Genomic DNA, 22,042 nt, shown 5'->3' on the forward strand with positions numbered 1-22,042 from the left:
ATGAGCCTGCGCGACGAACTTATCGCTGTCATGGTACCGCTGATCGCCGATCTGGCGGAAGACGGTGCGGCAGCGGTCGCGCTGGCCGGCTCGCACGGTAAAGGGCGTGCCGATGCGTTGTCGGATTATGATTTCCGCGCCTATTCGGACGCCTATCGTCCGCACTTGCAGCAAACCCCACAATGGCAGCGTTTCTTGCTGGAGCAGCGGCGCTTTCAGAAGCTTGGTGCCCGCATGGATGGCATTTGGATGCGCAGCTATCAAGGCGTTCGGCGTGATCTGAATGGGTGGCTGGCCGGACAAGTGGTCGAAAAGCAGTTCGAGTGGACGATCTGGGGGTATCAGCTCCCAACGGACCTCAGTACCCAGCTTATCGCTTACGATCCGCGCGGAGAGCTGCAATCCTGGCGGATGGAGCTCGCGGTGTTCCCGGAGATATTGCGTAGCGCGATCTTTACGCATTACCGCAAAATCTTGGATTATTGGAAGAGCGATTACCACTACACCAGCAAGGTCATCCGGCTCGACCTTGTCTTTCTCGCTGGCATCACGGGCAAGCTGGTGAACGCCATCATGCAGGTCGTTTTCGCCTTTAACCGGCGATACTTCCCGGGCGATGGCTGGAACCTGGTCTTGGCCCATGAACTGCCACAACTGCCCCCGCATTTTGTTGAACGCATGGTCGAAATTGTCGAACCGGGAAACGCCCCGGATCGGTGGCATCGCCAACGCGAAAATATTGTCTCCATGATCAATGATGTGGAGACCCTGATATCGGCCGAAGTCGGTCGAAAACTTCCATCCGCAGTCGAGGAGCTGCGGCCGGAGGCCCGTGGAGATCTTTCGTAGGTTTGAGGAGACTATCGTGAGACGACATCTTGTTTTATTGGCCACAACGGCCTTAGCCAGTGCATCCCTGTTTGCTGCCCCAAGTTATAGTCAGGAACAGGTCAATCTGACCTGGCAAATGTGGGGCGATGAAAAAGACAACGCCCTGTTCGGAAGCCTTGCAGCACTGGTCACCGAACAGTATCCGAATATTACGGTGACGCCACAGTTCTCGGGTTGGACGGACTATTGGACGCGCCTTCCCGTTCTTGCTTCATCCGGGCAAATTGCTGACATCGTCGCCATGCAGTCGATGCGCATGCCCACCTTCTACGGCATTCTTGAGCCGCTTGATCCATACTTCGAGAAGGAAGGGTTTGACGTCAATCTCTACGAAAGCTCCATTATGGAGGGGCTTTCGCATGGCGAAACGCAATACGCCCTGCCCTATGACGTTGGTCCTTGGGTCGTCTACTACAATATAGACCGTTTTGAAGAAGCGGGCATTCCGACCCCAGCCCCAGACTGGACCTTCGACGACTTCCGCGATGCCGCGATCAAGCTTACCGGCGATGGCAAATACGGTTACGCCACTCAGGCTTTTGATTTCATCGCCGGTCCGGTCGCTTTGGGCGCCGAATACCTTAATGACGCCGATGAGTTCGACGCAGCTAACCCTGGCTATGTCGAGGCCGTCGGAAAGTATGTTGATCTCGTCAATGTCGACAAGACGTCGCCAGTCTTCGCCTCAGGTTCAGGCGCAATCACTGGGAGTGGTCGATTTGCGACCGGTGAAGCAGCGATGTACATCGATGGTCCTTGGGTGCTGGTCCAGACCAAAGACAGCGTTGATTTCAAAATCGGCGTGGCGCCACTGCCGCGCGGCGATGGGACGTCTCGTTTCATCACTGCAGGTTCTGGCTGGGGTGTTGCCGCCACCAGCAAGCACAAGGATGAGGCTTTTAAGGCTCTCGCCGTTCTCACCGGCCCGAAAGCTGCCGAAATCCTTGCAACCGCTGGCCGGGCGCTGCCGGGCCGTCTCGACGCCCAAAAATTCTGGTACGACGAGGCCGCAAAGGATGTCGTCGGCGCACGCGAGGCGCTCACCTACGCTTTTGAGCACTCGACCAAGTTCCGTCTGAACGAAAAGTACAACGATTTTGAAAATCTGATCACCCAGTACATGCCACTGGCCTTGCAGGGTGACTCAACGACCGAAGCTGTCCTGACTGACATTCAGAACCAGCTGCCGTTCTAAAACCTTCTCCCCCCGATCCGGCGGGAGCAATTCCGCCGGGTCACCCTCAGTTTAGCAAGGGACGGAGCCATGACAGCGATAGAAACGGGCGCAACGCGCATAGTTGTGCCAGTGAACCCCAAGAAGAGCCGCATTGCGGCGCAGGAAGCCCGCACAGCATTGTTCTTCCTGCTGCCCGGCCTCATCGGCATGATCCTCTTCCTTGTGCTCCCCATTCTGGCCTCGGTGGTTCTGAGTTTCACCAATTGGAAGCTCCTTGGCACGCCAGAGTTCGTTGGCTTCGCCAATTACCAACGTTTGCTCACTGCTGATCCGCAGTTTTGGCCCGTTCTGCGCAACACCTTGTTCTTCACGGTCGAGTATCTGATCCTCAACCTCGTGATTTCATTGGCCCTTGCGACATGGATATCGAGCGCCAAGTTCGGCCAGAAATGGTTCCGGGTCATCTTCTTTCTCCCCACCTTCACGCCCGGCATTGCTGTCTCCATAGTGTGGCTGCTGATCTTCATGCCGGGCGGTTTTTTTGATGGGGTGATGCAGGCCATTTCCGTCACCATGCCAAACATGCTGACCAATCAAGGTCTGGCCATGCAGGCCGTGATCATCGTCTCTCTTTGGGCTGGCGTCGGCTACAACACGGTCTTGTTCAATGCTGCGCTCGATATGGTTCCTCAAAGCTACCTTGAGGCAGCGCGTATTGATGGAGCTACCGCTTGGGACCGCTTCTGGAAGATCCGCCTCCCCTTGATTTCCCCTACGCTGTTTTTTGGCATGGTGATGACGGCGATTTCCTCGCTGCAGGTGTTTGATCAGATCTATGTCATGACCCGCGGCGGTCCCGGCAATGCCACGGCGACCCTGGGCTACGCCATCTACCAGCGTGGCTTCCAGAACTTCCAGATGGGCTATGCCTCAACGATCGCGTGGGTGATGTTTGCCATGATCATGGCGCTCACCGCCTTCCAATTCTGGCTACAGCGCAAGTGGGTGCACTATGACAACTAAGCGCCAAAAACTGCACTTCACCCCGGCCGAACTGGTCAGCCATGTGTTGCTGATCATCGTGGCACTCATCTTCCTCTTCCCATTCTTCTGGATGGTGTCGAATGCTGTGCGCTCCAATGTGGAAGTTCTGGCGACACCCGTACGGCTGCTCCCCCATCAGTTCGAGTGGGACAATTTCGTACGGGCTTGGACCGAGTTGCCGTTCGGGCGGTTCTTTCTCAACAGCATGATCGTCGCCGTGAGCGTGACCATCATCACCGTCATAATTTCGTGCCTATCTGGTTACGCGTTTGCTCGGCTGAACTTCCCCGGACGCGACCTCTTGCTGATGGGCTACCTTGGCACGCTTATGGTTCCGGGGATCATGCTGATCATTCCGCTGTTTCTCATCGTCAATGCACTGGGCATGGTGAACACGTTCCAAGGGGTAATCCTACCCGTTGCCTTCGGCACCTTCGGCGCGTTTCTCATGCGGCAGTTCTTCCTCTCCATACCCATGGAGCTTGAGGAGGCTGCACGCATAGATGGGGCCTCGCGTTTGCGTATCCTCATCTCCATTATCGTGCCGCTCTCCATGCCAGCGATCGGCCTGCTGTCGCTTTTCACGTTCATTGGTCAATGGAACAACTTCCTCTGGCCGCTGATCGTCATGACCGGCACCGAGAATGCCACGCTGCCTGTGGGGCTTACCCAATTTCAAACCCAACAGGGCACGCAGTGGAACTACATCATGGCGGGCGCGGCCCTTTCGATGTTGCCCGGCATTGCCCTCGCTATTCTGCTCCAAAAACTCATCTACAAGTCCATCGCACTCAATGCCGGCATGGGCGGCCGATAGGCGCGAAAACAGGAGGTCATCATGGCCAGTGTTTCAATTCGTAATGTCGTCAAGGCCTACGGTGCTGCCCAGGTATTGCATGGGGTGTCCGTCAACGCCGAGGATGGCGAGTTCGTGGTGCTCGTGGGACCATCGGGCTGCGGAAAGTCGACCCTGCTGCGCATGATCGCGGGTCTCGAAACCATCACTGATGGCGAAATAGCCATAGGCGATCGCGTGGTCAATGACCTCGAACCCAAAGAGCGCGACATCGCGATGGTGTTCCAGAGCTACGCGCTCTACCCGCACATGACCGTTTACGACAACATGGCGTTTTCCCTAAAACTCGCCAAAAAGAGCAAGGCTGACATTGCGTCAGAAGTGAACCGCGCCGCCGAAATCCTCCACCTTCAACCTTTGTTAGAACGCTACCCGCGCCAATTGTCCGGCGGCCAAAGACAACGTGTTGCGATGGGGCGCGCCATTGTTCGCAATCCTGCTGTGTTTCTCTTTGACGAACCTCTGTCCAATCTTGACGCCAAGTTGCGCGTTCAAATGAGGAGTGAAATCAAGGCGCTGCATAGCCGTCTTGGCGCGACAATGATCTATGTCACCCACGACCAGATGGAAGCCATGACGATGGCAGACCGCATCGTGGTCATGCGCGCTGGCGTCATTGAACAAGTTGGCTCGCCCTTAGATATCTACGATCAACCGGCAAATAGTTTCGTCGCCAGCTTCATTGGGTCGCCTGCAATGAACTTTCTCATTGGGCAGGTTGATGCAACGAGCGAACCTGTCCTCGTCGACGCAGAAGGGGTTCGTTGGCCGCTTCCTGCTAGCGCGCGTGGCCTACACGGAAAATCGATAACCGCCGGCATACGTCCCGAGCACATTACTCTTGGAGGCGGGCCGATCTCCGGCACGTTGCAGAGCATAGAACCGACCGGGGCGGAAACCCATCTTGTTGTGCACGCTGGTGCGCATGATCTCACCGTACTCACACGGGATCGCTTGTTCGGATCAATTGGCTCACCAATGTCTGTGCGCACCGATGTATCGAAGATGATACTCTTCGATACGACCAGTGGTCACCGCATCAGTGATATCCCTTCCTAAGAATCTCGGTAGGCCAAAAACTCGACCCTTACCTCTCCCGCACAGCTTCACGAAGCCGAGCGTGGCCAGTCACTGTGCTGGCCACTATTACGCGCAATCTGCTATAGTCGTTTTGGCTATAAACCCCGCCCATTCAAAGGGTTGAGAGGAAATTTGCGCAGAAGGCGTCTTCTAAAGACAAAAATCCTGAGGTGAACGGTTCATTTGAATTTCGTTCGCTCGACAGATTGGCGCATAAAGACGACAAAGTTAGTCGAGCAAAGGAATAACTGTGCCTGACCATCTAGACCACACATCGCCTCCCACACATGAGGCATCCGATATCGCGATCCGACTGCAAGGCGTTGAGAAGACTTATGCTGCCCGTGGTGGGAATGATCAGGTCTTCGCACTGCGCGGCATCAATCTCGATATCCCGCGTGGGAACATTGTCGGTGTCATCGGCAAGTCCGGCGCCGGCAAGTCGACCCTGATCCGGCTCATCAATGGCCTCGAACTGCCAACCGCGGGTAAGGTCATCGTTGATGGGGTTGAGGTTTCTGCGCTGTCTGAAAAGCAAGTGCGCGATGAACGTCGTTCAATCGGCATGATCTTCCAGCACTTTAACCTGCTGGCGCGACGCACAGCCTATGGCAATGTTGCGTTGCCTCTCGAAATCGCTGGCGTTCCGGCCGCCGAGATCAAAAAGCGCGTCCTGCCGCTGCTCGATCTGGTCGGGCTGGCCGATAAGGCCGACCGTTATCCGTCCGAACTGTCTGGCGGCCAAAAACAACGAGTCGGTATTGCTCGCGCCTTGGCAACCAAACCTAAGGTTCTGCTGTCAGACGAAGCCACATCAGCGCTCGACCCTGAGACCACTGAATCTATTCTGGCGCTCCTGCGTCAGGTCAATGCCGAGTTCAATCTGACCGTTCTCTTGATCACCCACGAAATGAGCGTGATCAAGGCTGTGGCAGATCGGGTCGCGGTGATTGAAGGCGGTCATATCGTCGAGCAAGGCCCGACCTATGATGTCTTCACCCAGCCAACCAATGCGACGACGCGCAAGTTCGTGTCCGAATTAACAGGCACCGCCCTGCCCGAGCACATCCGCAACCGGATCGTTTCCGCTCCTGCGGTTGGCAAGCAGGCCTATGTCACCCTCACGTTCAAGGGTGAAGGCGCAGCGCAGCCCTTCCTTTCGGTCCTAACCCGCCGTCTTGGTCTCGATTTCGGCATTATCCAAGCCAAGGTCGACCATATCCACGGCAAACCTTTCGGCACACTGGTCATCAGCGCCGACGCAACTCCGGAAAAGCTGGATGCATTGCAAACAGAGGCCAGCACCTTAGGTCTCGAAACGGAGGTTCTTGGCTATGCTTGAGATCTTCTCGCCTCAAATGCTGAACCTGTTCTGGAATAGCCTTGTCCAGACATTCCACATGGTCTTGATATCGGGCATCGTCGGTACGGCAATCGGTCTACCGCTGGGCGTTTTTCTGGCGACCAGCCAAAAGGGCGAGCTGTTCGCGGCGCCTGCCCTCAATGCCATTCTTGGCCTTATCGTCAACGCTGCGCGTTCGACCCCGTTTATCATTCTCGTCGTCGCCATTGTGCCGCTGACCCGCTTTATCGCGGGAACCTCCATCGGCACCACGGCAGCGATTGTCCCGCTCACCATCGCAGCTGCGCCCTTTATCGCCCGCATCATCGAAGGCGCTATTCGTGGCGTTGACCGCGGCCTGATCGAAGCGGCCCGTTCAATGGGCGCAAGCCCTCTGCAGATCGTGCAAAAGGTCCTCCTCCCAGAGGCGCTTCCTGCCATCACCCTCGGCCTGACCCTGACCATTGTGAGCCTCATTGGCTTCTCGGCCATGGTCGGAGCTGTTGGTGGTGGTGGTTTGGGCGATCTGGGTATTCGTTTTGGTTATCAGCGCTTTATGCCAGACGTCATGTTGGCTGTGGTGCTGGTGCTCATCGTCATTGTCCAGAGCGTACAAAGCCTGGGCGACTTCCTCGCAAACCGCTTCGACAAGCGGTCGCGTCATTAATCTTTCTCCCAATAGTCGGATTGTTCAAATGAGCCTCAAGACTTTTACTGCTGCCCTGATCGCTGGTGCATCGCTGATCGCAGCCCCAGCCTTTGCTGAAGACGTCAAGATTGGCGTCACCCCTGGCCCACACGCCCAGATTATGGAACAGGTTAAGCCGATCTTCGAAGCCAAGGGGCACACCTTGGAAATCCTGGAGTTCTCGGATTACGTCATTCCGAACGAAGCGCTGTCGACCGGCGACCTCACCGCCAACTCGTTCCAGCACCAGCCATACCTCGACAACCAGATCGCTGATCGCGGCTACAAGATCGAAACCGTCGCTGTCACCGTGAACTTCCCGATCGCCGTTTACTCGGACAAGTTCGAGAAGTTTGAAGACCTGCCAGAAGGCGCAAAGATCGGCCTCCCGAACGACCCAACCAATGGCGGTCGTGTTCTGCTGCTTCTGGAATCCGCTGGCCTGATCAAGCTCAAGGAAGGCGTTGGTACGAAGGCTTCGGTGATCGACGTTATCGAAAACCCGAAGAACGTGCAGTTCCTCGAAATCGACGCTGCTCAGCTCGCGCGCACTCTGCCAGATCTGGATGCTGCTGGCATCAACACCAATTACGCTGAAGACGCTGGTCTCGACCCAGTCAACGGTTCGATCCTGCGCGAAAGCCCAACCGGCCCATACGTAAACGTCATTGCCGTCCGTTCGGAAGACAAGGACTTGCAGTGGGTCAAGGATCTGGTCGCGTCCTACCACAACGATGAAATCAAGGCGTTCATCGAAACCGAATTCAAGGGCTCGATCCTCGCAGGCTGGTAAGCACTGCGCATCAGCCAAATGAATTGGGCGCTTCGGATATCCGAGGCGCCCTTTTTGTTGTCAGCGATTGAGAATGTGGCCGGTCAGCACATCGATGCACATGCCATCAAAGGCAGGCGTCACATTGGGCGGCGTTTCTTCGTCCGTCGTGTGATAGTCGAGGTCAATGTGCAGATTGGTGAGAATGCCTTGCTGCGGGGCAAAGCGCTCGATCATGTCCAAGGCTTCGGGCAGGCTCAAATGGCTCGGGTGCGGCGTCGGCCGCAAGGCATCGATAATCAGCGTCTTGAGCCCGGTAATGCCAGCCTCAGAGCTTTGCGGCAGTGCTGAGAGATCGCAGCAATAGGCAAAATCTTCGACGCGAAAACCGAAGCACATGATATCGCCATGGACCATGTCAAAGGCGAGAAAGTCGATCATCCCGCCAGGCCCGTCAATGCTCACGGTCTCACCATCAGCAATGACATGGGCGTCGAGAATTGGCGGGTAGGAACTGCCTGCTGGAGTTTTAAAGCAATAGCCGAACGCAAGATTCAGGCGTTCGCCGCACGCCTCAGAGTAATAAACGGCGACCCGCTTGCGGCCCTGTAGTGCCAGCACGCGCAGGTCGTCGATCCCATGAGTATGGTCGGCATGCTCATGCGAATAAAGAACTGCGTCGAGTCGACCAACATTTGCAGCAAGCAATTGCTCGCGCATGTCTGCGCCGGTGTCGATGAGAACACGCGTCGGCTCATCCACGCCGTTCTGCCAGGCCTCAACCAGCAAGGCGCAACGGGTACGGCGGTTGCGGGGCTCGAGTGGATCACACGCGCCCCAGATATTGCCTAAACGCGGAACGCCGCCGGATGATGCGCATCCCAGAATGGTCGCGATGATCCGGTCGGGTTTGGCCATGAGCTATTTGAGTCCGGTCTTGGAAAACAGGCGCGCGAAATTCGCAGTGCTTTCCGCGCCGCATTGTTCAAGGCTAATGCCACGCACGTCGGCGACCTTGGCCGCGGTGTGGCGGACATAGCTCGGCTCATTGCTTTCGCCCCGATGCGGGATCGGCGCGAGATAAGGCGCGTCGGTTTCCACGAGGTAACGATCCGCAGGAACCATTCGGGCGACTTCGCGGATTTCCTCGCCGTTCTTGAAGGTGATGATCCCCGAAAAGGAGATATAGCCACCCAGCTCGAGCGCAGTTTCAGCCAACGCCTTACCCGCAGTGAAGCAATGCAGAAGGAATGGGAAATCCCCCTGCTCTGTTTCTTCGCGCAGGATAGCGGCCATGTCCTCATCGGCAGCGCGGCTGTGGATAACCAGTGGAAGACCGGTGATCCGAGCTGCTGCAATGTGCCGACGCAATCCGATGGCCTGCGCTTCACGCGGAGCATTGTCGTAAAAATAGTCGAGACCGGCTTCGCCGATAGCAACGCAACGCGGATGGGCACTTAGCCGTACGAGGTCTTCCGTTTGAATATGGAGTTCTTCGTGGGCGTTATGCGGATGTGTCCCAACGGAACACCAGATGTTCTGGTATCGTTCCGCAAGATCTGTGTATGTTGAAAACTTTTCCACACGTGTGGAAATCGTCACCATTCCGGTGACGCCAGCGGCTTCGGCTCGGACGAGGACGCCGTCCAAATCATTGGACAGCGCCTCAAAGTCGAGATGGCAGTGACTATCGATCAGCATTATTCAGCAGGCTTCTCGACGCGCGCAAAGACGCCCTGCGGAACCGGCAGTTCGGTGCCCGAAACAAGGCCATTGGTCTTGGCAGCATGAGTGAGCGTACGTTCGTCGGCTGGAACTTCCAGCTGGTCGAGCAAACGCGCTGCCGAAGACGGTACGAAGGCCTGCATGGCGATGGCCAGACGGCGAACCGTATCTGCCGTGCGGTAAAGCACTGTGCCCATGCGGACTGGATCGGTCTTCTTCAGAGCCCAAGGTTCTTGGCCAGCGAAGTAGTTATTGGCAGAGCTGAGAGCGGCGATGATGGCGCCAGTGGCTTCGTGAACCAACTGCTCGTCCATGGCCTTCTGCGCTGCAACCAGAGCTTCGGTGACTTCATTTTCGATGGCGGTGTCGGCATCGGTGTAGTCGCCAAAGGCCGGAACCTTCGCTTCACAGTTCTTGTTGATCATCGACAGCGAACGCTGGGCAAGGTTGCCAAGGTTGTTGGCGAGATCTGCATTGACGCGGTTGACCAGCTTTTCGTGGCTGTAGTCGCCGTCATTGCCGAAAGACACTTCGCGCAAGAAGAAGTAGCGAACAGCATCTGGACCAAAGGTTTCGACCAGCTCGAACGGGTCGATCACATTGCCGAGCGACTTGCTCATCTTCTGGCCGTCAACGGTCAGGAAGCCGTGGGCGAAGACGCGGTGCTGCACAGGCAGACCGGCGCTCATCAGGAAAGCTGGCCAGTAGACGGTGTGGAAGCGAATGATGTCCTTGCCGATGACGTGCAGGTCAGCTGGCCAGAATTTTTTGAAGAGTTCGCTCTGCTCGTCCGGATAGCCAACACCGGTGATGTAGTTGGTGAGGGCGTCAACCCACACATACATCACGTGGCCTTCTGCGCCCGGAACCGGAATACCCCAATCAAAGGTGGTGCGCGAAACCGAAAGGTCCTGCAACCCGCCCTTTACGAAGGAGATGATTTCATTGCGACGTTCCTTCGGCGCGATGAAGTCTGGGTTCTCGTCATAGAGCTTGAGGAGACGATCCTGATAAGCCGAGAGACGGAAGAAATAAGTAGGTTCTTCGACCCATTCCACTTCCGCACCCGATGGGGCAAAGCGCTTGCCGTCCTTTTCGGTCAGCTCAGCTTCGTCGAAATAAGCTTCGTCGCGAACCGAATACCAACCCTTATAGGTGGACTGGAAGATATCACCATTGTGGCTCGCTTCCATCTGCGTCCAGATGGCCTGCGCGCTCTTATGATGACGCTCTTCGGTGGTGCGGATGAAATCGTCGTTGGAGAGGTTGAGCAGTCCTGCCAGCTTCTGGAACTGCGCCGAGTTCTCATCTGCCAGCTCGCGAACCGAAACACCCTTGGCGGCAGCGGTCTGCACCATCTTGATGCCGTGCTCGTCCGTGCCGGTCAGGAAATAGACATCGCGCCCTTCCAGACGCTTCCAACGCGCGATGGCGTCAGTCGCGATCATTTCATAGGCATGCCCGATGTGTGGGGCGCCATTGGGATAGGAAATCGCGGTCGTGACGTAAAAGGGCTTGGTCATTCTTGCTCAGCGGAATTTGCGGACAGGGCGCTATGCTTCCGGATCCAATCGAAGATCACGACCAGTGTCTGCTTGAAATCAAGATTGACACTATCGGCCTCGGACAGAAGCGCGTTTGCCTTCTCCCATAGCTCAGTTGCCGAGGCAAGTCGCCTACGATCTGGGCCCTGCATTGCCGCATCGCGCATTTCTGATGCCAGCCAATCACTCAGGATCTCGCGCGCAAAGGACATATCGGGGCCATTGGGAACACTCCCAAGCGCGTCACCGAGTTTAAGGTGCGCTTCTGTTGGCATGGCGGCCGGGTTCTGCAGCCATGTGATCAGCGCCCCAACGGGGGAAGTTTCAGCGAGGGCCAGTGTTTCAAACGCTCGACGCGGGCGGCCGCCAGCCAATTGCACGGCGCGGTCAAGGGTTGAAGCGTCAAGCTCAGGATGATTGTTCATCACCACATCTGCCACAAGCTGATCACTCAGCGGACGGAGAGCGATATTGTGGCAGCGCGATTTGATCGTCGGCAGCAGGCCACCGGGGCGATGGGAAATAAGGAAGAAGGTCGTGTCTGCTGGCGGCTCTTCGAGTGTCTTGAGCAGAGCATTGGCAGCGGATGGATTGCAGTCGTCGATCGAGTCGAGAACAGCGATACGATGCCCCGAGCGACCGCGCGTCTGCTGCAAGGTTTCGCGCAGCTCACGCACGTCTTCGACGCGGATCACCGTATAAAACCCTTTAGCGTCCTTCATCCGCCGACGCAGCACGCTCAGGTTCGGATGCGAGCCAGCCGCGATCTGCTCGCGTACGCGCTCGGAGCTCTCATCGCCAGTGGCGGTGAATATCGCCGCTGCCAACTCGAAAGCGAGCGTTGCTTTGCCAATCCCCTCGGGCCCGTGAAGCATTATCGCGCCGGGTAGGCGGTGATCGGCCAATTGCGCCAAAATTGCTTGTCGCGCCTTGTCATGACCAACGGCAAGCTGCCGCTGTTCTGGCAGCGGGAGATCTTCGATTGCGTTTGGATCGATCACGCCTGCGGCCTACCCTGAAGTTCGGGGAAACGCTGGGTCACGACGGACCAAATGGCCATTTCGAGAGCCTCTTCGCTCTGATGCGCCGACAGCACGACACAACGGTCGGCATTGCGCGACGCTATATCGAGGAAATTGTCCCGCAGACGTTCGTGCCAGTCGAGATCTTCCTTCTCAAAACGATCCCCGGTGAGCTGCAAACCATCCTCAACGGCGCGCTGCTCGACGCGTTGGAAAGCCAATTTCGGGTCCATGTCGAGAACAAGAGTCAAATCCGGCGTATGACCATCGAGCGCGAGATTTTCCAGCGCATCAATAAGCCCGTCTTCAACACCACCCGTCAGCCCCTGATAGGCGCGGGTTGAGTCACAGAAACGGTCGGAAATCACCCAGGTGCCGCGCTCGAGATTGGGCGCGATAAGTTGGTGGACGTGGTCATAGCGCGCTGCCGCGAACAAAATCGCTTCTGCCCCCGGCCCCCAGCTCTCGGACTTTCCCTGGAGAATGAAAGCGCGGATTGCTTCGGCCTTTGGCGTGCCACCGGGCTCGCGTGTGCGCACCGCCTCAATGTCATTGCGCGCCAAATTCTGCAGCAAGCGCTTGACCTGCGTAGACTTTCCTACGCCCTCTCCACCTTCAAAGGTGATAAATCGTGCTGTGCCTCGATTTGGCGCTTTTAGCATGGTCTCGTGTCATTCCGGTCAGAGCCAGCCAAGGGCGAGCTGTTTGAGCGCATCGGTTGCGCGACGAACAATATCACCCTGCGCTACTGATTCAGCAGCATAAAGCGGCGTCGATTGAATGAGCTGATCGTCGCAGAACACACGCAGTTCGGCAAGTTTCTGTCCTTGCTCCACGGGCGGCATGAGCGGCGCGGTATAATTGATGGTTGCAGCGAGGCACTGCTTCGTCCCACGCGGCAGGTAAAGCGCAACTTCGCCGTTACCGACAAGGCCGACACTGGCGACTTCACCACCATACACATCTGCGGTGCCAACAATCTGCCCGGCAGCATAAGGGGTCAGCTTTTCAAAGGCACGCGTACCCCAAGTCAGCAGCTTTCGCGCCTCTTCGGTGCGCTCGCGCATCGACTCTAGCCCGTGAACCACGGCCACGAGGCGGCGATCGCCTTGGTTGGTCGACGTTACAGAGCCGTAACCCGACGCTTGCGTATGTCCCGTCTTCAGACCATCCACACCGATACCCATTTCCACGAGCGAGTTTCGGTTAGGCTGCTTGATCTTGTTCCACTCCATCTCCGGCTCAGAGAAGTAGTGATAAAATTCAGGGAACTCGCGAATGAGATAGCTTCCAAGGACCGCAAGATCGCGCGCTGTGGAATACTCATCAGGATCTGGCAGGCCGGTCGAGTTGACGAAATGAGAGCCGGACAAGCCGATCTGTCCACTCAACTCGTTCATCATCGCGGCAAAGCTGCCTTCGGAGCCGGCAATGCCTTCCGCCAGAACGATTGCCGCATCATTACCCGATTGAATAATGACCGAACGTACCAAATCTTCGACGCGAATTTGCGAGTTCAAAACGGCGAACATGGTGGAGCCACCAGAGGCAGCCCCGCCCGTACGCCAAGCATTTTCGGAAACCCAGAACTCGTCGTCCAGGGACAAGCGCCCTGCCCGCACCTCAGTAAACACCACTGCCAGCGTCATGAGTTTGGTCATGCTCGCTGGCTCTAGGCGCTCATCTGCGCTTTTCTGGTAGAGGACCGTGCCAGATTCATGGTCGGTCAAAATGGCGAACTTCGCCTTACTGTCAAACGCCACCTGGGCGTTCGCCTGAGAAATCAGGCCCAGCATAGCGATCGTAGCAAACAACACTCTCACGTCCGCCCCTCCGTGATGGAAATTAATCCGTTGCTCGCATTTAAATCAAAATCAGAGCACTATTCCAACCTCGGCTGCGAGGTTACGAACGTCTTCTTCGGTCACGCCCGGTTTTAAATTGGTCAGCGTCAGTTTTAACGCCGAACCAGAGCTCAACGGCAAAGCGCTTTCTGTAACAGCACCAAGCACAGCGAAGCGCTCAGAGACCGACTGCGCACTCGCATCGTCATAGAAAACGCCGAGCTCCACATTGACGGGCACAGCGCCCGGTGTTGCGAAGGCCGCGAGGTCAAGCTCGCCTGCCGCCATTGCATTTGTGGCAGCCTGCGCCGAACTATCCGGAACGGCACCAGCCTCGGCATAAGCGAACAAACCGCCGAACATGCCGAAGATATTATTGGTCACACCGAAATTGCCGGTCGCCACCTGCGTGTGCTTCCCGAATTCCTGCGGACCATTATAGCTTGCCATCAACTGGCGCGTATCATCGCCATTGAGCGGCGCTTCACCAACATAAGCGATCTCGACATTGGCAGAGCCATTCTCGACATAACCAAGCATCGCCGCCGAGCGATAGCTAAGATCGATCACACGACCAGCAACATACGGACCACGATCGTTGACGCGCACCACGAGCGAGCGACCATTGTCCTTATTCGTCACACGAACATAGGAGGGCAAAGGCAGAGTAGGATGCGCTGCCGTGATAGCATTGGCGGAGAAGATTTCGCCGTTCGCAGTTTTGCGACCATGGAAATCAGCGCCATACCAAGAGCCAGTACCAGCAGCAACATAAGCCGGATCATGCTGCGGAACATAAGTTCTGCCCGCAACCGTATAGGGTTTTCCGACCTGATAGCGACCACCACCACGCGGGGGATGAGGATTCGTCGTTACGCGCGGCGAGGAGGTGACGCCGTACTTGGCCGAAGTGAAGGCACCACGCTTCACTGTTGGCCCGAGATTCCCCATGTTGCATGCGGCAATAGCCGGGACGAGCAGAGAGGTTAGAACCAAAAACCGTGCGTATTTGCGGTAATGTTTCGTCACTGTTCGCGCTTCTTTTTAAATGGAGCCTATCGCGCGTTAATCTACACGCCTGCGCCGATGCATAAAATTGAAGACAGTTTTGATGGTTTACAAACCCCTAATCTCACCAAGCCCGACTCGCGCCACTAATCCACCTGCGGCGCATGAACACAATTATGGGCAAAGCGAGCATCAAGCTTGCTCAGATATAAAGATATCTTTATATGCGTACGAGCCGGTACGCGGCGCAGACTCCCCAAGTGTATAGAGGACGGTAGATGAGCCCCTCCGAGCTGAACATCTCAAGCCCAGTTTCCCATGATTGGAACGAAGTGCGCTCCGCACTTTCAAAGGCTATGGAGGAGCGTATCCTCGTTCTCGACGGCGCTATGGGGACGATGATCCAGCGTCTCGGCCTGACTGAGGAAAACTTCCGCGGCGAGCGCTTCAAGGATTGGTCGCACCCACTCAAGGGCAATAACGACCTCCTCGTCATCACCGAACCGAAAATGATCGAGGACATCCACTACGCCTATTATATGGCGGGTGCGGATATCGTTGAAACCAACACGTTTTCTGGCACCTCTGTGGCGCAGGCCGACTATGCCTGCGAAAGCGCTGTCTACGACATCAACTACCAAGGCGTGATCGTTGCCCGCCGCGCTGCACGGCGCGCTGAGGCAGAAGATGGTCGTCGCCGTTATGTTGCGGGCGCCCTCGGACCGACCACAAAAACCTCCTCCATGTCGACCGACGTCAACAATCCCGGTCACCGCTCCATCAGTTTCGACGAGCTGGCCATCGCCTATGAAGAAGCCCTGCGCGGCCTGATCGACGCTGGCGCTGACCTTCTGCTTTTTGAAACCATCACCGACACGCTCAACACCAAGGCCGGCCTCTTCGCTGCTCGCAAGATTTTTGATGAGCGCGGCATCGATGTGCCGATCATGATTTCGGGCACCATCACCGATCGTTCGGGCCGCACGCTCTCGGGCCAGACCCCGACCGCCTTCTGGTACTCGATCCGCCACGCCAACCCGATCACCATCGGGCTGAACTGCGCGCTCGGCGCCGATCTGATGCGCGATCACATCGCCGAACTCTCCAAGGTCGCCGATACCTTTATCTGCGCCTATCCGAACGCTGGCCTGCCCAATGAAATGGGCGCTTACGACGAAACGCCGGACGACATGGCGCGTCAGTTGCAAAGCTTTGCCTCCGAAGGTCTTCTCAATATCGTCGGCGGCTGCTGCGGCTCGACCCCAGACCATATCCGCGCCATCGCCCAGATGGTCGCGCACTATGAGCCACGCAAAGTTCCCGAGATCGAGCGCCTGCTGCGTCTCGCGGGCCTAGAGCCGTTCACGCTCACCGCGGACATTCCTTTCGTCAACGTTGGCGAGCGCACCAATGTCACCGGCTCGGCCAAGTTCAAAAAACTGATCACCGCTGGCGACTACACCACAGCGCTCGACGTTGCGCGGGACCAAGTCGCGAATGGCGCTCAGGTCATCGACATCAATATGGACGAGGGCCTGATCGATAGTAAGCAGGTCATGGTTGACTACCTCAACCTGCTCGCCGCCGAACCCGATATCGCTAAGGTTCCGCTGATGATCGACAGCTCCAAGTGGGATGTCATCGAAGCTGGTCTGAAATGCGTTCAGGGCAAGGCGCTGGTCAACTCGATCTCGCTCAAGGAAGGCGAAGACGCCTTCATTCATCACGCCAAGCTCGTTCGCGCCTATGGCGCTGCGGTTGTGGTGATGGCCTTTGACGAAAGCGGTCAGGCCGATACCAAGCAGCGTAAGGTCGAGATCTGTACCCGTGCGTATAAGATCCTCACCGAACAGGTCGGCTTCCCGCCAGAAGACATCATCTTCGACCCGAACGTGTTCGCGGTCGCCACGGGCATTGAAGAACACAACAATTACGGCGTCGACTTCATCGAAGCGACGAAGGAGATTGTTGAGACCCTGCCCCATGTCCACATCTCGGGCGGTATTTCCAACCTCTCCTTCTCGTTCCGCGGCAATGAGCCGGTGCGCGAAGCCATGCACGCGGTCTTCCTCTACCATGCCATTAAGGTCGGCATGGACATGGGCATCGTCAACGCCGGTCAGTTGGCGGTTTACGAAACCATCGACGCCGAACTGCGCGACGCCTGCGAGGACGTGATCCTCAACCGCACGCCAAATGCCACCGATCGTATGCTCGAGCTGGCGGAACGCTATCGCGGTCAGGGCGGCGCAGCGGGCAAGGCCAAGGACCTCTCCTGGCGCGAGCTCCCCGTCGGTCAGCGCATTACTCATGCGCTGGTCAATGGCGTCACCGAATTCATCGAGGCAGACACCGAAGAAGCCCGTCTCGCTTACGACCGCCCGTTGCACGTCATCGAAGGCCCGCTGATGGATGGCATGAACGTCGTCGGCGACCTCTTCGGCTCGGGAAAGATGTTCCTGCCGCAGGTGGTAAAATCCGCTCGCGTCATGAAGCAGGCCGTTGCCTATCTCCTTCCCTATATGGAAGAGGAAAAGGCCGCCAATGGCGGTACTGGCCGCTCCAGCGCGGGCAAGGTTCTGATGGCAACCGTGAAGGGCGACGTCCACGACATCGGCAAAAACATCGTCGGCGTGGTTCTGGCCTGCAACAACTACGAAATCATCGACCTGGGCGTTATGGTCCCGTCGGCGAAGATTTTGGAAGTGGCCAAGGCCGAGAACGTCGACATCATCGGCCTATCGGGTCTCATCACCCCCTCGCTGGACGAAATGGTCCATGTCGCCGCCGAAATGGAACGCGAAGGTTTTAACATCCCGCTGCTCATTGGTGGGGCTACGACCAGCCGCGTTCACACGGCGGTAAAGATCCACCCGCGCTACAACCGTGGTCAGGCCGTTTACGTCAACGACGCCAGCCGCGCTGTGGGTGTTGTCTCTGCGCTCCTCTCGGATGATCAGAACGCCGCATTCGTCGAAACCACACGCGCCGAATATGCCAAGGCGGCGGCTGCGCACGAACGTGCCGAACTAGACAAAAAGCGCTTGCCGCTGGCCACAGCCCGGGCCAATGCGTTCAAGTCCAACTTTGATGGCTACACGCCACCAAAGCCGACTTTCCTCGGCACAAAGACCATCACCGATCTCGATCTGGGCGAAATCGCCCGCTACATCGATTGGACCCCGTTCTTCCAGAGCTGGGAACTCAAGGGCCGTTACCCGGCCATCCTTGAAGATGAGAAGCAGGGCGAAGCCGCTCGTGCGCTCTGGGCCGACGCTCAGAAGATGCTCAAGCAGATCATTGACGAAAAATGGTTCAACCTGAAGGCCGTCATCGGCTTCTGGCCCGCCAACCGCGTCGAGGACGACATCCGTCTCTTTACCGGCGAAGACCGCGCCACTGAGCTCAACACCTTCTTCACCCTGCGCCAGCAGCTGTCCAAGCGCACCGATAGCGCCAATGTCGCCCTGTCCGACTTCGTCGCGCCGGTCGGCACACCCGACTATCTTGGTGGCTTCGTCGTCACCGCTGGGCTTGAAGAAGTTGCCATTGCCGAACGCTTTGAAAAGGCGAACGACGATTATTCGTCCATTCTCGTCAAGGCGCTGGCCGACCGCTATGCCGAAGCCCTAGCCGAATACCTGCACGAGCGCGTCCGTAAGGAGCACTGGGGCTTTGGCAAGGACGAGACGTTTGCGCCAGACGAGTTGGTTGGCGAACCCTATGCCGGCATTCGCCCAGCTCCCGGCTATCCAGCTCAGCCAGATCACACTGAAAAGACCACTCTTTTCAAACTGCTAGATGCAGAAGCTCAAGTCGGAGTTACACTCACTGAGAGCTATGCGATGTGGCCGGGCTCGTCCGTTTCTGGTCTCTATTTCAGCCATCCGGACGCCTATTACTTTGGCGTCGCCAAGGTCGAACGCGATCAGGTTCTGGACTACGCGGAACGTAAGGGCATGGCGGTTGCCGAAGTGGAGCGTTGGCTCGGCCCTGTGCTGAACTACATTCCGGGTAAGTAACTTCGGATAGATGAGAAGGCTTCCGGCGCTGTCGGGAGCCTTATTTCTTCACCCTTCGGAACCCTTCGTCCTGTCACGCGTCTCATCCAGAACCTCCTCTCAGGTAGCACTATGTTGGCTCCCCAAATTCCAGTTCTGGTTGTGACCCAAGCGGACGCGCTGCCTCAACTCGCACCCGGCGACAAACTTCTGCGCTTACCCCGCAACTCTGGCCACGGTCACGCCGATGGCGCCAGCTGCGTGGCTTGTTCCTCTCAGACAGATGTCCGTGCCCTGCTCTACAATCTGCTGTTGGACCGGGACAACGGCACTGATAATTTCACCCGCGTTATCGTGGATGCCAGCGCTATCCCTGAGCCCCTGCAGGTCATATTCGCCTTAACGGGCAAGCTGCCTGCCCAAGCTCTGCGCGACCACACTGTCGCCAAACGCTTTTACCTTCAGGGCGTAGCGGGCCGGTAAAGATCTATAGGCGTGAGCGAATAGTGCTTCATGCCCCTTTATTCGATCCATCCCCACCGTCAATGCCGGGCCTGTCCCGACAATCCAGATAGGCCTCGCACAAAACAGGATCACCGGGACAAGCCCGGTGAAAACGACGGCGCTGAAGGCACCTCGCGCAACGACCTCAGTCGCGCTCTAGCAGTGCTTTCCAAATGATCCCGCCAATAGCGGCGCCAGCAAGTGGAGCAAGGATAAACACCCAGACTTGGCCCAACGCGCCATTGTCAGCAAACAAGGCGGCCGCGATGGAGCGTGCTGGATTGACCGAAGTGTTGCTCACCGGGATAGAGATCAGGTGGATCAGGGTGAGCCCCAAACCAATAGCGATTGGCGCAAAACCCGCCGCGGCATTCTTATGCGTCGATCCCAAAATGATAATCAGGAAAAACGCCGTCAGCACCACTTCAGCAACGATAACGGACACCAACCCATAGGCATGCGGAGAAAGCGTGTCATAGCCGTTCGAAGCAAAGCCGCCAGCGACAAAACCAGTCACGCCCGACGCAATGACGAAGAGCACCAGTGCCCCGAGCGCACCGCCGATGATCTGAGCGACCCAATAAGGCACGAGGTCCTTGTAATCGAACCGACCAGCGACAGCGAGCCCGAGAGAAACAGCAGGATTGAAATGCCCGCCGGAGATGTGCCCGACCGCGTAAGCCATTGTCAGCACAGTTAAACCGAAGGCCAGCGAGACACCTGCATAGCCAATTCCAAGTTCCGGAATGCCCGCCGCAAGAACAGCTGAGCCACACCCTCCAAAGACAAGCCAAAACGTTCCGAATGCTTCGGCTGAAAGACGCTTAATCATGGCCTTCTCACTCCAAGCAGGTGATTCTGCTTTGGATATGCTGTCTAAAATTTCCGAAATCAGCAAAACAAATAAAACACGATCTAATTTGCGCAGCGCTATTCTCTGATGGGCCGGAGTTTTACATCGCGCGACTTCAGGATCGAAATCCGCAGCGGTGTTCCTCCCCCTTTCACGCCCTCTGCCCCCACCCAGAAGACAGCATGGAGCGCAAGCGCTCACGAGCGGCACCTTGAGACCGCTCCACCACCCAAAACAAAAAAAAGCCGGGCATTTCTGCCCAGCCTCAATTTTACAAAACTCGATAAGAGCGCTTAGCGGCCCTTGACCACCGAGTAGCCAGCATACTTCGCTGCCGTGCCGAGTTCCTCTTCGATACGGATGAGCTGGTTGTACTTCGCCAGACGGTCCGAACGCGAGAGCGAGCCGGTCTTGATCTGACCGCAGTTGAGCGCAACGGCGAGGTCAGCGATGGTCGCGTCTTCGGTTTCACCCGAACGGTGCGACATGACCGAGGTGTAGCCTGCGCGGTGCGCGGTATCGACGGCGTTCAGCGTTTCAGACAGAGAACCGATCTGGTTCACCTTGACCAGGATCGAGTTCGCGACACCCATCTTAATGCCCGATACGAGGCGTTCGGTGTTGGTCACGAACAGATCGTCACCGACCAGCTGAACCTTCTTGCCGATAGCATCGGTCAGCGCCTTCCAGCCATCCCAATCGTCTTCGGCCATGCCGTCTTCGATGGTAATGATTGGGAAGCGGTTCACGAGGTCTTCGAGGAAACGTACGTTGTCGTCGGACGACAGCGACTTGCCCTCGCCGACCATCTCGTACTTGCCGTTCTTGAAATACTCGGTCGACGCGCAGTCGAGACCGATGAAGACGTCTTCGCCTGGGCGATAGCCGGCCTTTTCGATCGAGCGCATGATGAAGCCGAGCGCTTCGTCAGCCGAACCTAGGTTTGGCGCGAAACCGCCTTCGTCACCCACGTTGGTGTTGTGGCCTTCAGCCGACAGACCCTTCTTGAGGGTGTGGAAGATTTCCGAACCGATACGGACAGCGTCGGCGATGGAATCTGCGCCAGCTGGCAGGATCATGAATTCCTGCATGTCGATTGGATTGTCAGCGTGCTCGCCGCCATTGATGATGTTCATCATCGGCACAGGCAGAACATGGGCGTTTGGCCCACCGATGTAACGGTAGAGTGGCTGGTTAGCCGATTCAGCAGCGGCCTTCGCAACAGCGAGCGACACGCCCAGAATGGCGTTAGCGCCAAGACGGCCCTTGTTGTGGGTGCCGTCGAGATCGATCATTGCCTGGTCGATTGCCAGCTGATCGAAAGCGTCCATGCCGAGGATTTCTTCGGCCAGCGCAGAGTTGACGTTTTCAACGGCTTGGGTCACGCCCTTGCCGGAATAGAGCTTGCCGCCGTCGCGCAGTTCTACGGCTTCATGGGCACCGGTAGAAGCGCCTGATGGCACTGCGGCGCGGCCGAAGCTGCCGTCGTCCAGAACGACATCGACTTCAACAGTGGGATTGCCGCGGCTGTCAAAGATTTGACGGCCATTGACGTGGATAATCGATGCCATGAGTGCCCTTCCAGAAGTTGCGCTGGTGATGTGTGCCTCTCTAGACCCAGTGTGTGACAGAAGGAAGGGGGACAGACGAAAAAAGCCAAATCTGCCGGATTGAAACGTTGTCATAACCGC

General features: G+C 57.1%; 19 protein-coding genes. 10 read left to right on the forward strand and 9 right to left on the reverse strand.

Annotated features, from left to right (window positions below):
* From JHC09_RS00630 to JHC09_RS00665, 8 genes are all read left to right on the forward strand, one after another.
* Window positions 1-849, forward strand: coding sequence for a DUF4037 domain-containing protein (locus tag JHC09_RS00630; RefSeq protein ID WP_199530415.1), 849 nt, complete (start codon window positions 1-3; stop codon window positions 847-849).
* Between the two features lie 16 nt (window positions 850-865).
* A complete protein-coding gene (locus JHC09_RS00635) occupies window positions 866-2,086 on the forward strand; it encodes a sugar ABC transporter substrate-binding protein (protein WP_199530416.1) in 1,221 nt (406 codons plus the stop codon).
* Between the two features lie 69 nt (window positions 2,087-2,155).
* Window positions 2,156-3,091 carry a sugar ABC transporter permease gene (locus JHC09_RS00640; protein ID WP_199530417.1) on the forward strand — a complete coding sequence of 312 codons (936 nt, stop codon included), beginning with the start codon at window positions 2,156-2,158 and terminating at the stop codon, window positions 3,089-3,091.
* Window positions 3,081-3,929, forward strand: coding sequence for a carbohydrate ABC transporter permease (locus JHC09_RS00645; RefSeq protein WP_199530418.1), 849 nt, complete (start codon window positions 3,081-3,083; stop codon window positions 3,927-3,929). The genes JHC09_RS00640 and JHC09_RS00645 overlap by 11 nt, the downstream gene beginning before the upstream one ends.
* A gap of 21 nt (window positions 3,930-3,950) precedes the next feature.
* Window positions 3,951-5,027, forward strand: a complete 1,077-nt coding sequence (ugpC, locus tag JHC09_RS00650; RefSeq protein WP_199530419.1) for a sn-glycerol-3-phosphate ABC transporter ATP-binding protein UgpC — start codon at window positions 3,951-3,953, stop codon at window positions 5,025-5,027.
* A 322-nt stretch (window positions 5,028-5,349) separates the two neighbouring features.
* The gene (locus tag JHC09_RS00655; protein ID WP_349236500.1) at window positions 5,350-6,390 is read left to right on the forward strand and encodes a methionine ABC transporter ATP-binding protein; all 1,041 of its coding nucleotides are present in this window, start codon (window positions 5,350-5,352) and stop codon (window positions 6,388-6,390) included.
* Window positions 6,383-7,057, forward strand: coding sequence for a methionine ABC transporter permease (locus JHC09_RS00660; protein WP_199530420.1), 675 nt, complete (start codon window positions 6,383-6,385; stop codon window positions 7,055-7,057). Before JHC09_RS00655 ends, JHC09_RS00660 begins: the two co-directional genes overlap by 8 nt.
* Window positions 7,058-7,085: 28 nt before the next feature.
* Window positions 7,086-7,871, forward strand: a complete 786-nt coding sequence (locus tag JHC09_RS00665; RefSeq protein ID WP_169193902.1) for a MetQ/NlpA family ABC transporter substrate-binding protein — start codon at window positions 7,086-7,088, stop codon at window positions 7,869-7,871.
* A 60-nt stretch (window positions 7,872-7,931) separates the two neighbouring features.
* On the opposite strand, the gene JHC09_RS00670 is transcribed toward JHC09_RS00665, so the two are convergent.
* The 7 genes from JHC09_RS00670 to JHC09_RS00700 are packed head-to-tail and all read right to left on the reverse strand — an operon-like array spanning window position 7,932 to window position 14,936.
* A complete protein-coding gene (locus JHC09_RS00670; protein ID WP_199530421.1) occupies window positions 7,932-8,768 on the reverse strand; it encodes an MBL fold metallo-hydrolase in 837 nt (278 codons plus the stop codon).
* A gap of 3 nt (window positions 8,769-8,771) precedes the next feature.
* Complete coding sequence (locus JHC09_RS00675; RefSeq protein WP_199530422.1) at window positions 8,772-9,551, reverse strand: TatD family hydrolase; 780 nt, start codon at window positions 9,549-9,551, stop codon at window positions 8,772-8,774.
* Entirely contained in the window at window positions 9,551-11,098 is a 1,548-nt protein-coding gene (metG, locus tag JHC09_RS00680) for a methionine--tRNA ligase (RefSeq protein WP_199530423.1), read from the reverse strand. Before metG ends, JHC09_RS00675 begins: the two co-directional genes overlap by 1 nt.
* A complete protein-coding gene (locus tag JHC09_RS00685; protein ID WP_199530424.1) occupies window positions 11,095-12,120 on the reverse strand; it encodes an AAA family ATPase in 1,026 nt (341 codons plus the stop codon). Before JHC09_RS00685 ends, metG begins: the two co-directional genes overlap by 4 nt.
* Window positions 12,117-12,803, reverse strand: coding sequence for a dTMP kinase (tmk, locus tag JHC09_RS00690; RefSeq protein WP_169193907.1), 687 nt, complete (start codon window positions 12,801-12,803; stop codon window positions 12,117-12,119). The genes JHC09_RS00685 and tmk overlap by 4 nt, the downstream gene beginning before the upstream one ends.
* An 18-nt stretch (window positions 12,804-12,821) precedes the next feature.
* Window positions 12,822-13,958, reverse strand: a complete 1,137-nt coding sequence (locus JHC09_RS00695) for a D-alanyl-D-alanine carboxypeptidase family protein (RefSeq protein ID WP_349236489.1) — start codon at window positions 13,956-13,958, stop codon at window positions 12,822-12,824.
* A gap of 57 nt (window positions 13,959-14,015) precedes the next feature.
* Window positions 14,016-14,936, reverse strand: coding sequence for a septal ring lytic transglycosylase RlpA family protein (locus tag JHC09_RS00700; protein WP_199530741.1), 921 nt, complete (start codon window positions 14,934-14,936; stop codon window positions 14,016-14,018).
* A 335-nt stretch (window positions 14,937-15,271) separates the two neighbouring features.
* Between JHC09_RS00700 and metH the strand changes: the two genes are divergently transcribed.
* Window positions 15,272-19,015: a methionine synthase gene (metH, locus tag JHC09_RS00705; RefSeq protein WP_199530425.1), complete on the forward strand. Its 3,744-nt coding sequence runs from the start codon at window positions 15,272-15,274 to the stop codon at window positions 19,013-19,015.
* 111 nt (window positions 19,016-19,126) lie between these two features.
* Window positions 19,127-19,477: a hypothetical protein gene (locus JHC09_RS00710; protein ID WP_199530426.1), complete on the forward strand. Its 351-nt coding sequence runs from the start codon at window positions 19,127-19,129 to the stop codon at window positions 19,475-19,477.
* Between the two features lie 166 nt (window positions 19,478-19,643).
* Here JHC09_RS00710 and aqpZ read toward each other — a convergent pair whose 3' ends face one another.
* On the reverse strand, window positions 19,644-20,369 hold the full coding sequence (aqpZ, locus tag JHC09_RS00715) for an aquaporin Z (protein ID WP_349236501.1): 726 nt from the start codon (window positions 20,367-20,369) through the stop codon (window positions 19,644-19,646).
* Between the two features lie 275 nt (window positions 20,370-20,644).
* Window positions 20,645-21,922 (reverse strand): phosphopyruvate hydratase, encoded by a 1,278-nt coding sequence (eno, locus tag JHC09_RS00720; protein ID WP_199530428.1) that lies wholly within the window; start codon window positions 21,920-21,922, stop codon window positions 20,645-20,647.
* Window positions 21,923-22,042: the final 120 nt, after the last annotated feature.

It is taken from the genome of Devosia sp. MC532 (assembly GCF_016461625.1).
Lineage (GTDB): Bacteria > Pseudomonadota > Alphaproteobacteria > Rhizobiales > Devosiaceae > Devosia.

Coding starts and splice junctions, on each gene's coding strand:
- JHC09_RS00630 (WP_199530415.1), top strand. CDS start 1: ATGAGCCTGCGCGACGAACTTATCGCTGTCATGGTACCGCTGATCGCC.
- JHC09_RS00640 (WP_199530417.1), top strand. CDS start 2,156: ATGACAGCGATAGAAACGGGCGCAACGCGCATAGTTGTGCCAGTGAAC.
- JHC09_RS00645 (WP_199530418.1), top strand. CDS start 3,081: ATGACAACTAAGCGCCAAAAACTGCACTTCACCCCGGCCGAACTGGTC.
- ugpC (WP_199530419.1), top strand. CDS start 3,951: ATGGCCAGTGTTTCAATTCGTAATGTCGTCAAGGCCTACGGTGCTGCC.
- JHC09_RS00660 (WP_199530420.1), top strand. CDS start 6,383: ATGCTTGAGATCTTCTCGCCTCAAATGCTGAACCTGTTCTGGAATAGC.
- JHC09_RS00665 (WP_169193902.1), top strand. CDS start 7,086: ATGAGCCTCAAGACTTTTACTGCTGCCCTGATCGCTGGTGCATCGCTG.
- JHC09_RS00670 (WP_199530421.1), bottom strand. CDS start 8,768: ATGGCCAAACCCGACCGGATCATCGCGACCATTCTGGGATGCGCATCA.
- JHC09_RS00675 (WP_199530422.1), bottom strand. CDS start 9,551: ATGCTGATCGATAGTCACTGCCATCTCGACTTTGAGGCGCTGTCCAAT.
- metG (WP_199530423.1), bottom strand. CDS start 11,098: ATGACCAAGCCCTTTTACGTCACGACCGCGATTTCCTATCCCAATGGC.
- tmk (WP_169193907.1), bottom strand. CDS start 12,803: ATGCTAAAAGCGCCAAATCGAGGCACAGCACGATTTATCACCTTTGAA.
- JHC09_RS00700 (WP_199530741.1), bottom strand. CDS start 14,936: ATGGGGAATCTCGGGCCAACAGTGAAGCGTGGTGCCTTCACTTCGGCC.
- metH (WP_199530425.1), top strand. CDS start 15,272: ATGAGCCCCTCCGAGCTGAACATCTCAAGCCCAGTTTCCCATGATTGG.
- JHC09_RS00710 (WP_199530426.1), top strand. CDS start 19,127: ATGTTGGCTCCCCAAATTCCAGTTCTGGTTGTGACCCAAGCGGACGCG.
- eno (WP_199530428.1), bottom strand. CDS start 21,922: ATGGCATCGATTATCCACGTCAATGGCCGTCAAATCTTTGACAGCCGC.